The following is an 11,936-nucleotide window of genomic DNA, read 5'->3' on the forward strand; positions in this document are numbered from 1 at the left end:
AAAAACAGCGAATAAACGCTACCGCTGCGCCTGCTGCTATGAAAGGTTCTGCGAAGGCTGGGTCTGTAATTGCCGATACCTCCCGATAGCTATCGGGACAATGCGGAACAACGGTTATTAAAGGTCTGTGTCCGTAGGACTCCTTTGGAGCGAGCGTGGCGGATAATAAAAATTGTGCTACACCTTCATAACCGTCTTGCGCGGCATTGTACAGGGCGGTGGCGGTAGTTTTAAAAGCATCCTAAATACAAAAATCAAAGCCCTGTACGCAGCCGTTTGTGGGTGAGCGTTCATAACCCCCACTAACGTTCACCTTTGTACCCTGTCAAGTTTTGACTAATGAAAATTAATACCCAATGAAATACAATATCCGAGCGGTGGGATGAAAGAACGGCGGGCCAGGTGTATGGCCTAGAGGGCTGAAGCATCGTTCTTTCTTGAAGTTACTCAGTATTTTTTATTGTTTTTTTTTAGGTCTTCGTGGTCTCAGCGCAAGGGCGCTTCGGCATTGGTGCCTTTTGTTTCAAGACAAAAGACACAAATAATCTTTGCCAAAGGCAAAAACAAATTTTCTTATGCTTGGTGTTACCCACCAAGCATTTTATCATTTCATTCCGCTCATAGCCGCGGGGGCTTAGTTCTTTTTCTGTAGCAAAAAAGAACCAAAACGCTACCGCTGCGCCTGCTGCTATGAAAGGTTCTGCGAGGGCTAGGACTGTAATTGCCGCACCAGTCAATGCGGAAGAGAGGTGAACGGAGGTTCAGTGAGTGGACGATTTGTTTAAGATTGATATAAATTTTCCTGTGCCAGGAGTTAGCTAATTCCATTCATGATTTTCTTCCGCGGCTATGAGCTGAGAATAGCAATTTTAAAAAAATAATTTTTTAATTTTAAGAATGATTGGATAGATAAAAGTAAACGCGTTGAAAGACAACATTAGCTTTAATATCATAGTCCAATTATGTTTTTCATAAACAACCTGAAAATCTCTGGCTATATAATTATTAAATCCCTGTTTAACAATCTCCTGATTAAAAGGAATGTGTTCACAAATGGCTTCTTTTTGATTGAATGGATTCAAAACAGTTTTATACTGTAAATTCTTTATTGCCTGATAATTATAAATGCCAACACCACCAAAAGCAGAAATAACTTGATAAAAGGGCGATTTTTTAATATTTCGATTAATCGATTTAAATGTTTGATGTATTGACTCCGTTGAATAACTAAACTCATTCAACTGTGGATACTCCCACACCGCAAATATGTCATAATAAATTTTTGACACACCAAAAGGAGTTTTCATCACACTCATGCCATTTGAAAAAATAGCACCAGTGTTATGATCAAAAGCATTTATTGCATTCATTAAACCTGTTAAAGAAATTTCAATCACATCAATATCTATAACAATAACTAAATCAATTGGGTGTTTAACTTGTTTGATATAATCCAAATAAACGTTTCTAAAAGAAACCATTTTATCAATGCGCTGAACGCTAGTCAATGGATTAGCTATTAAATCACTTTTATCCGGAATTGTTTTAGTGCCATAATCGTTTGATATTATAGTAACATTAGTACAATTTATTTTCCAGTCATTTAATAAATCTTTTGTGCCATCAATACTGTCGTTTTCTACTACCACAACCTCAGACCAAGTAAATTGAGCTCTAAGTTTCTCAATCAAAGGAATATTAACCTTCAAAGAATCTTCGCAATTTCTTGCTAGAGCGGCAATTAGTAGGTTTTTAGTATTCATTGTTTATAAAAGTCTTGTATAAATACGGACCATATTGCCTACAAAAATAGAAGAATATTTACCTTTTGTGCCGCATATGCATTATTTAGCTTATGTGTGTTCGTATTTTTGGTCAATTTATTCGCCATTTGTAATTTAATCAATGTACCGAAATGTTAATACTTTGCCCTGCTATATATCACCGCATATTTTGTAGTTATAAAAGATATTTTCTCCAAAAGCCCTATTACGGCGTCCTTTACTTAATTTTCGGTTTATCCATTTACAATACTTCCCTTGCTATCCTGTTCGGAGACGGTTTTAAATCATATATCACATTACTTCAGCCTTGTAAGGATACGGTACATGTATGGGAGATGGCCTGGAACTTGGAAGAAAAAATGCGTCTTAATGTAATTGACTACTAACTAGCTGCTTATCTTATTTATATCGAATTACATGTTTTACCCATTAGTGAATTTGGCTTTGCAACACGCCTATAGGCTTTTAAATACACCTTTTTTTGGATTAATATATTGCACCGGGCGACACAGCAAGAAAAAAGTATTGACCAAAGAACAAAAGCAATATAAACACATTGTTTACAGTAGCAGGGTGAGAATGAAACCCACTATTCGTAAACTATAGACGTTTAGAATATTTGGATAAAGGTATCGAAACAGAAGAAAACTTTTTGGCTTGATGGCAAATCTAATCTCAGGCATTTATAGAACGACTGAAGTAGTGTTTTTTTTGATTTATATAAGAGGTTTAATGAATGCAACCAAGGATCTTTAATTTGTAATTCTACCACACATACTAAATAAAATCGTTGTTTATGCAATCTAAAATTTTTGAACCCGCTTTACCACACATTCTCCAAACTTTCCTTTGTATAGGTATAGTTTCTATCTTTAAAATAACTTTGAGCGCCTGACTTAAGACGTATCCCATTCTTGTTGCCAAAAGCTCTTGAAAGAAATGCAAGCGGTAACAATAACAAAACGTATACTAGCGTAAGTAAAACCTTACTCATAACATAACCCATTAAGTGAGCAAGTTTCATCCATGCCCAATGTATTTTATCGGCAAGAAAAGGAATGAATATTCCTATGAATGCGAGAATACCAGCAGCAAGCAGCAGGTATGTATTATGAGTTAGCCAGAAAAATACACCCAGCGCTAAAACCAATACCAAAATGGTCTCCAAATGCTTTACCCTGTTCATGTAATTTTAAAATAAGGTATAAATAAATGGCGCAATTGCCGAACTTCCGCCCAATACGAGTAATGTTCCAATGAATAACAGAACAAAGATTAGCGGTGCTAACCACCATTTTTTCCGGGCTCTCATAAACTCCCATAAATCTTTAATAAAATCCATATTATTATTTTAAAAGTGCACTAATTTTTTGTTAATCTAAGGAGAATTCTTCTCTCCAGTCATCTTTTTCCTTCCATTCGGGTTGATCTTTTTTATCGAAAATGAAATTACCAGCTATAAGGTAATCCATATCTGTTCGCATAAAGCAACGGTATGAATCTTCGGGAGTATTAACAATCGGCTCACCGCGAACATTAAAGCTTGTATTAACCATAACTGAATAACCTGTTATCTTTTTAAATGCATTCAGTAGTTTCCAAAACCTCAAATTTGTTTCTTTATGGACAGTTTGAAGTCGTGCAGAATAATCTATATGAGTAATCGAAGGAATATCACTCCTTAGAAAATATAATTTATCAAGCAATTCATTCGCGGAAAAATTTGAAGGATAAGGAATGCGTCGGTTTAATTTAACTTGTTTTACAAGCAACATGTAGGGCGAAATATCATCGTGTTCAAAATATTCGCTAACATCTTCAATTGGTACTACAGGCGCAAACGGTCGGAAACCTTCACGGTATTTAATCTTCAGATTCAGTTTTTTCTGCATTTCAGGATTTCGTGCGTCTGCAATAATACTACGTGCTCCTAATGCTCTAGGACCAAATTCCATTCGTCCCTGGTGCCAGCCAATTATGTTACCATCAGCAATCAATTCGGCAGCCTTTTCCACAAGTGCATCTTCCGTCTCAAATTGCTTGTATGGAGCTCGATATTTTTTTGCGACTGTATTTATCTCCATATCAGAATGCTCAGTGCCCAGATAAGAACCTTTTAAACCGTCAAGACTTGTAGGATCAACCTTTCTTTCATTGCCATAATAAATATAATGTGCAGCGTATGCTGCTCCTAAAGCTCCACCTGCATCCCCAGCCGCAGGTGTGATAAAGATCTGTTTGAAAATTTTAGCATCATCTAGCTTGCCATTTGCCACACAATTAAGTGCTACACCACCTGCCATACACAGGTAATCAGCATTTGTTAGCTTTTTAGCTTCTTTGCCAAGGTTAAGCACAACTTCTTCGGTTACTTGCTGGATTGCCAATGCAAGATCGCAATGATGTTGCTCAAGCAAAGATTCTGAATCGCGACGCGGGAATCCGAACAGTTGTTTCCATTTGTCATCGTATACCATTCTTAATCCTGTTGCATAATTGAAATAATCCTGGTTAAGGAAAATTGATCCATCTTCTTTCAGTTCAACAAGATTAGTTTTGATAATATTTACAAAGTGTTTTACCTGTTCAGAATTATGGTTTCCATAAGGTGCAAGACCCATTAGCTTATACTCTCCTGAATTAACTTTAAAACCGCAGAAATAGGTAACAGCAGAATATAGCAATCCCAAGGAATGAGGAAAGTCCAGCTCCTTTAAAATAGTGATTTTATTACCTTCTCCAAGACAAATGGAAGCGGTCGCCCATTCGCCTACACCATCAATAGTCAGGATAGCGGCCCGCTCATATGATGAGGGATAAAACGCACTTGCAGCATGAGATAAATGATGTTCAGGAAAGAGTAGTTTCACTTTTTTCCTGTCAACTTTTTCAATGGTATCCAATGCTTCCCAGATCAGTTTTTTCAGAAATAACTTTTCCTTTAGCCACACTGGCATCGACATCATGAATGATTTCAAACCTTTCGGAGCATAAGCATAGTAGGTTTCTAACAATCGCTCAAATTTCAATAAAGGCTTGTCATAAAAAACTATTGCATCTACATCATTAATTGAACGACCTGAATATTCAAGACAAAAACGGGCTGCATTTACAGGAAAATCCGGGTCATGTTTTTTGCGGGTAAAGCGTTCTTCCTGTGCGGCTGCAATTACTTCTCCATTCTCTATAATAGCAGCTGCAGAGTCGTGATAAAATGCGGAAATACCAAGTATTATCATTATTCGGTTTTATAGATTAATAATTTTGAGAAACAGAGAGTCAAATCAATTTACCGCCTTGTGATCTGATAAAATATATTCACTGATCTTTTGTCCCATCATCTTATGAGTTTTTGCTGAAATATGTCTGTGTCCATGTTTAACGTGAATTAAAGACCTGTCGCTGTATTCATTGATCATATTATCATAATTAAACAATGTGTCGCAACTTTTTTCTACATGAGATAGCATATTTTTTGGAATAGAAGATGAGACAGAGACAGCAGGATCCAGTTGGGGAATATCAATAATAATTAATTTAATTCCCTCTGCTTTACAGTAAGCATGCAAACGGCTTATCAACTTTTTCATAAGCTCTTCTGAATATTTAGTATTTGGATTAGCTGCAATTGCGAGTTCAGTATCTTTACCTGATGCTGCTTTTTGACTCCGTTTTTTAATAAAGTCCCACACGGTGTTAAATGCATAGCCATACAAATACGACTTTTCTCCCAACCACCTGAATATTCCATATTTATAGAGTTTATTCTGAATGCTAACACCGGGGATATATTCATGATTTTTAACTACTATAGAGTCATTCCTGACTTCAAATAGATCAGATCTCATATTATCTTCAAAATCATTTGCGAACAAAGCCACCACTACATAATCTGGTTTATATTTATACCCTTCATTTTCCAAAAAGACTAATTCTTCTGCACTGCTAAACCCTGAAACACCAGCATTGATAACTGTGCTTTTTAAACCATTCTTATTTAACATGTTTTCAGAAACACTTGAATAGGTTTGATCCTGGTTCACCTCATAGCCTTGCGTATGTGAATCACCTAAAGCAATAACCCTGATCTCTCCAGGTTCTTTTTTGTAATTAAGATCCTTATCACTTCTAAATCCTTTATTGTTGGTTTTAAAATGAAAAGTGCCATCAAAACTGGTATGAGTGAAAGTCATATTAGGTTTAATCCGCCTAATCTTAAAGTCTCCATATTTTACATCAGTATGATATCGTGGAAACAATACCATCTCCTTTTTATACAACAGTCTAACAATCACTTCACCAATTAATAAACCTGTAGTTATAGAAATACTAAAAATCAATAGAACTCCGAGAAAAGACTTTAATTTATTTTTTTTACCAGAGTTAGATTTCATTGTATAGACTTTGGTACTTGCATATTGTTGTTAAAACTTTTTCTTTATTGAAATTCAAAAATAGATAAACTTAATGTATTTTCTTCAAGTAAGGGGAAATCGCTGGAATTGAAAGTCTAATCAAATGCTTTCGACAAATATTTCCGTCAACCTAATGATTTATGTACTTTTATAGGGGAAAATCAGAAACCAGTTTTTTATTCAAATCTTGCATGTTTATATTTCCGCTTCTTTATTTTTCCGCTTTTTTAATAGCAATAAAGGATATTTTCTATAAAAATCCTCAGGGCGGGATGATTTTTATAATCTTCGGTTTATCCGTCTATAATACAACTCTTTCAATACTTTATCTGATCGGTTATAAGTCATTGATTTTATTATTTCAACCTTTTAAAGAGATAGTAATCCTTGCAATGCTGGCAGTATTGGTCTTGGAATTAAAAGAAAGGATCCGATTTCATGTCATTGATTATTGCGTAGCAGGATATTTCCTGTATACAGGCCTATATGTTTTTCTTCCATTGGGAGATTTCGGGTTCATGGATAGGCTTTTAGCTTATAAAAACACCTCATTTTTTGCATTGATTTATTTTGCAGGCCGTCTGATAGATCCCCGCACATTGCAGATAAGTAAGTATTTCCATTTCATTTTGATAGTGGCAATTTCAGCAGCAACTCTAGTTATTTACGAGGCAGCATCTGACCAGCACCTTCAATCATTAACTGGATATTCTGATTATACATTTGATTTTTTAGGGCAGCAGCAAGAAGGTGATTATGGTTTGACATGGACCTTTCAACGATCCTCAAGTGGGCTCAAGCGATTTGCCAGTTTTTTCTCTGATCCTCTGGAACATGCTTCAGCTACCTTACTTTCCATTTGCGTCATAGCAGCATTATTTACGAAGAAAAATAATGATTTTAATCCCACTTGGCTAGGTATAATAGCCTTAGCAGCTACTTTAATTTCTTTATTTTTCTCCCTTTCCAGATCATCAACGGTTAGTTATTTTGCAATAATATATATATATGCTTTAATAACCCACAAAAAGTACATTTTAAACACCTCCCATGCACTTATCGCATTTGGCTTTATATATATTGGCATTGTCCTGGAGAATACAGATCTATATGACTATCTAATATCAACAATCACTTTACAGGAAGAGTCAGCATTGGGCCACTTAATCGCTTGGATTGAAGGCCTGACAACAATTATCAGCAATCCTTTTGGAGTCGGGCTTGGTATGTCGGGAAGAGTAGCAGCTAGCCTGGGATCTACAATTGGAGGAGAAAACCTGTTTATTGTACTTGGTGTACAGGTCGGTATTGTCGCTGTCCTACTTTACATCTTCATTCATTTCGCGTTAATTGCTTACTCCTACAAATGGTTCCCGCATCTTGACGGTAAAGAAAAGATGGTAGCTTTATGCATATTCCTACTTAAAGTCGGAATAACTCTGCCTCTTTTTACAGCAGATCTAGGTTCTTTTTCATACATAACCTATATAAACTGGTTTCTGTCAGGAGTTTTTGTTAACATGATCATGAGAAAGGACATTGATAACCAAGCACTTACTTGAAATTCTTTGCTGTAAACAACTTGATCAAACTTAAGACATGGAAAGGGGGAATCTTGATAATTTATAGCTGAGCAAACCCCTACAATTAATAAACTATCTGAATAAAAAAATTAACAGTAACCAAATCCTGATAATAATTTTATTTTTGCAGAACTTATGATTTATATCCTGCTATGACACAAAAATTAAGGATTGGTCTTGACATTCGTGATCTCAGGATAGCAAAAACAGGTTCCAAAACATATCTAGAAGAAATATATCACCAATTTAAAAGCGGCAATTACGATTGTGACCTCGTCTATTTTGATACCTCATTTGCAGTTTATACCGGACGTTTTAAACTATTAAAACTAGTTGAACACATCCGATTTATTATTTGGAAACAAGTTATTCTTCCAATAAAAGCGAGGATAAACCATGTTGATATCCTGTTCTGCACAGATTATTTTGTACCCTATTTCACACCCGGATTTAAAGCCATTCCCGTTTTTTACGATGCTTTTTTTTACGAGTATTCTAGCCATTATAACTCCAGCTGGCTGAAATTGTTCAAGTGGATTGGAGTAAATGCTGCAAAAAAAGCACCCCTGATTATAACTATTACAGAGTATACCAGAAATAGAATTTCTCATTTTACAGGTATTCATAAGGATAAAATCAAGGCCATTCATCTGGCTCCAAAAAAGATGGCAGTTGCCGAACCTGAACCAGGCTATGTTCCCAGTTTTTCAATGCCTTCCTCAAAATTTATTTTACATGTAGGCACACTTGAAAAAAGAAAAAATTTAGTACGCCTAATTGAAGCCTTTAAGCTCATTCATCTGGCAGGACATACCGACTACTCACTAGTATTAGTTGGACAACCTAGTCCAAAACATGACATGGACGATAGTGAAGCCATTCATGAAACTATACATAGATTGGGATTAAAAGATCACGTCATAACCACTGGCTATGCAAGCGATAACGATCTAGCTTATTTTTATAAATATGCAGAAATGTATGTTTTTCCGTCAATTAATGAAGGCTTTGGGCTTCCAGTGCTTGAAGCATTCCATCATCAAATACCAGTAATTGTTTCAGATAACACCTGCCTTCCTGAAGTAGGTGGTGATGCCACTTTATGCTTTGACCCCTTTAACGTTGAAGACATCAGTCTTAAAATAAGAGAACTTATTGAAACCCCTGGATTGAGGCAAGAACTTATCCAAAAAGGTACAAAAAGACTTAAATTATTCTCCTGGGAAAAAAATACACAAGAATTAATTAAAACTTTTCAATCAGCTGTCAATAAATTTTAGCATTTTCGTAAATTATTTATCATTTACGGTGTTTTTCTGTAAAGAATAAACACTTTTAAACTAAATAAGTGAAGAAAGCTTTAATATGCGGGGTTTCCGGACAAGATGGTTCATACCTTGCTAAATTCTTACTGGGCAAGGGGTATCGGGTTTATGGAGCCTCTAGAGATGCTCAGACAGCTTCATTCATCAATTTAATTAACCTTGGGATCAAAGACGATATTACCCTGGTTTCTATCAATATCACTGATTTTGGTAATACGCTTGAATGCATCAGCAAAATAAAACCTGACGAAGTATATAATTTAGCTGGGCAGAGCTCGGTCAGACTATCCTTTGATCAACCTCATGAAACTCATGAAAGTATAAGTACCGGCAACCTTAATCTTTTGGAAGCAATCCGATTCAGCAATTTGCCCATTAAATTATATAATGCAGGGTCAAGCGAGTGTTTTGGAGACAGTTTTATTCCTGCAAACGAAAACACTATTTTTCATCCAAGAAGTCCGTATGCCATTGCAAAAGCAACAGCATTCTGGCAAATAGATAACTACCGCGAAGCCTACAACCTTTTTGCCTGTACTGGAATTCTTTTTAACCACGAATCTCCGCTAAGACCGGATCACTTCGTAACTAAAAAAATTATTTCAGGTGCCTGTAAAATATATCGTAATCAATCGCATAGAATTAGTCTGGGTAATATCAATATTGAACGCGATTGGGGCTGGGCACCAGATTATGTAGAAGCCATGTGGCTAATGATGCAAAAAGATCAAGCAAAAGATTACATCATTGCAACAGGAAAAAGCCATACCCTGAAAGAATTTATTGACACTACATTTAAAGTTCTTGATCTTGATTGGGAAAAGCATGTGGTGATAGACGAAGTTCTAAGAAGACCTACAGATCTTCAGGTAGGACGAGCAGATCCGAGCAAAGCGAATAATGAGCTGCAATGGAAAGCAAAACTTGGCCTGAATGAGATCATTGAAAATATGATTGAGCATGAATTAAGCTATTCCAATTATAGCACACCAAATTCCTACTTATAATCCGGATACATTTTTAAATTTGTAGAGATAAATTTTGAAAACCTGATAATAAGGCACTCAAAATAAACGTCTTCTTGTCAAAACTATATGAAATCAGAAACTTCATTCCTGCGACGATACAAATTTATACTCGAACGTTTCCCTTCAGAATGGCATACTGCTGATATCCTGACAACCTTTTTCCGGCTTTCATTTTTTTTCATGCGCGGAATGTTTGAGCGTTTATTCTTTAAAAGCTCAAAAGGCTGGGTAATGGTAGGCAAGGGAGCATCTATTCGATATGCACGCCATTTAAGCGTAGGGCGCGATTTTATTGTAGAAGATTATGCCGAAGTAAACTGTATGACCTATAGAGGTATTGTAGCTGGCGATCGTGTAACTATTGGAAAACATGCAATCATACGGCCAACAAATATTTACGGTTCAGCAATTGGCGAAGGACTAAAAATAGGCAATAATTCAAGCATTGGTCCATATTCGTATATCGGTTGTTCAGGTTATATTGAGATTGGAGATAATGTGATGATGTCGCCCAGGGTGAGTATTTATGCAGAGAACCATCTATTTGATAGGCCCGATTTGACCATCAAAGAACAGGGAGTAAAAAGGGAGTTTGTGAAAATTGAAGACGATTGCTGGATAGCCGCAAACACAGTAATACTGGCAGGCGTAACCATTGGCCGCGGATCAATTATTGCAGCCGGCAGCGTAGTAACTAAAGATATTCCACCCTACAGTATTGTTGGAGGTGTTCCGGCAAAAGTTATCAAAAGCAGAAAATAAAGGAATGCTCAGCACTGATTACCACATAGGTTTTATCAAGCCCCTACTATTCTGACTATGTGTGGTATCATCGGAGTAATCTCAAAAAAAAACAATCCTGATTTCCATTCAGAATTTATTGTACCGATAGGTCAGGCACTAAACCACATGGAATACCGTGGCCCTGACCATCAAGGTATATGGTCTGAAAATGGGGTCTGCTTTGGCCATCGCAGATTATCGATCATTGACCTCTCTGCCGATGGAAATCAGCCCTTTCAATCTTCAGATCAACGGTATGTGCTTGTTTTTAATGGCGAGATATTTAATTACCAAGAGCTTAGATCATCCTTACAAAATCTTGGGCATGCCTTTAATACAGCAAGCGATACCGAAGTAATTCTTGCTGCTTATGCTCAGTATGGCAAGGAATTCTGCAAATATCTACGGGGAATGTTTGCATTGGTCATTTATGATCGAGTACTTAATGAACTAGTATTTGCCCGCGACAGACTTGGTAAAAAGCCATTATTCATTTTTGAAAATGAAAAGGTGATCATCTTTTCATCAGAAGTTAAATTCTTTCATGCCTTCCAAACTATCCCACTAGAAATAAATGAGGAAAGCTTGCTCAATTTTTTATCACTCCAGTATATTCCTGGCCCTCAAACCATTTATAAGAATGTTAGTCAGATCAAAGCAGGAGAACTTTTCAGTTATGATCTTAACAAGAATCAAGCAAAATCAAGCACCTACTGGAATATGTTTGATTATGTTGGGCAGCGAAAAGATATTCCTGAACTCGATGAAATAGATAAACTACTTGAAAAAAGTATCAAATACCGGCTTGTTTCTAATGTTGATATCGGGCTGCTTCTTAGCGGCGGTATCGATTCATCCTTGCTAGCCTGTTACATGCATGAGCTGGCCGGAAAAAAAGTTAAAGCATTCAATGTAGGATTCGCTGAGCAATCAATTGATGAATCAGCTTATGCTAAACAGGTTGCTTCAGCCTTAGGCCTCGAGCTGGTAAGCCTCAACTTAGAAGATATCAGTATTG

At 36.4% G+C, this 11,936-nt stretch carries 10 protein-coding genes; 5 read left to right on the forward strand and 5 right to left on the reverse strand.

The features are described 5' to 3' along the window. Nucleotides 1–869: 869 nt before the first annotated feature. The 5 genes from ACIQZ6_RS09930 to ACIQZ6_RS09950 form a co-directional block, all read right to left on the reverse strand. The gene (locus ACIQZ6_RS09930; protein ID WP_395810638.1) at nt 870–1,763 is read right to left on the reverse strand and encodes a hypothetical protein; all 894 of its coding nucleotides are present in this window, start codon (nt 1,761–1,763) and stop codon (nt 870–872) included. Between the two features lie 844 nt (nt 1,764–2,607). Further along, nucleotides 2,608–2,970, reverse strand: a complete 363-nt coding sequence (locus ACIQZ6_RS09935; RefSeq protein WP_395810640.1) for an SxtJ family membrane protein — start codon at nt 2,968–2,970, stop codon at nt 2,608–2,610. Nucleotides 2,971–2,976: 6 nt separating this feature from the next. Next, nucleotides 2,977–3,126 (reverse strand): DUF5989 family protein, encoded by a 150-nt coding sequence (locus tag ACIQZ6_RS09940; RefSeq protein WP_395810642.1) that lies wholly within the window; start codon nt 3,124–3,126, stop codon nt 2,977–2,979. A 31-nt stretch (nt 3,127–3,157) separates the two neighbouring features. Then, the gene (locus ACIQZ6_RS09945; RefSeq protein ID WP_395810644.1) at nt 3,158–5,023 is read right to left on the reverse strand and encodes a carbamoyltransferase; all 1,866 of its coding nucleotides are present in this window, start codon (nt 5,021–5,023) and stop codon (nt 3,158–3,160) included. 45 nt (nt 5,024–5,068) lie between these two features. After that, a complete protein-coding gene (locus ACIQZ6_RS09950; RefSeq protein WP_395810646.1) occupies nt 5,069–6,178 on the reverse strand; it encodes a GDSL-type esterase/lipase family protein in 1,110 nt (369 codons plus the stop codon). A 293-nt stretch (nt 6,179–6,471) separates the two neighbouring features. On the opposite strand from ACIQZ6_RS09950, the gene ACIQZ6_RS09955 reads away from it, so the two are divergent. From ACIQZ6_RS09955 to asnB, 5 genes are all read left to right on the forward strand, one after another. After that, a complete protein-coding gene (locus ACIQZ6_RS09955) occupies nt 6,472–7,761 on the forward strand; it encodes a hypothetical protein (protein WP_395810648.1) in 1,290 nt (429 codons plus the stop codon). 173 nt (nt 7,762–7,934) lie between these two features. Further along, nucleotides 7,935–9,062: a glycosyltransferase family 4 protein gene (locus ACIQZ6_RS09960; RefSeq protein WP_395810650.1), complete on the forward strand. Its 1,128-nt coding sequence runs from the start codon at nt 7,935–7,937 to the stop codon at nt 9,060–9,062. Between the two features lie 68 nt (nt 9,063–9,130). Continuing rightward, nucleotides 9,131–10,114 carry a GDP-mannose 4,6-dehydratase gene (locus ACIQZ6_RS09965; protein ID WP_395810652.1) on the forward strand — a complete coding sequence of 328 codons (984 nt, stop codon included), beginning with the start codon at nt 9,131–9,133 and terminating at the stop codon, nt 10,112–10,114. A 525-nt stretch (nt 10,115–10,639) separates the two neighbouring features. Continuing rightward, on the forward strand, nt 10,640–10,897 hold the full coding sequence (locus ACIQZ6_RS09970) for an acyltransferase (RefSeq protein ID WP_373567385.1): 258 nt from the start codon (nt 10,640–10,642) through the stop codon (nt 10,895–10,897). Nucleotides 10,898–10,954: 57 nt separating this feature from the next. Next, on the forward strand, nt 10,955–11,936 hold a 982-nt coding region (gene asnB, locus ACIQZ6_RS09975; protein ID WP_395810654.1), incomplete at its 3' end, for an asparagine synthase (glutamine-hydrolyzing).

This window comes from Daejeonella sp. (assembly GCF_044348475.1).
In the GTDB taxonomy this organism is placed as follows: Bacteria; Bacteroidota; Bacteroidia; order Sphingobacteriales; family Sphingobacteriaceae; genus Daejeonella.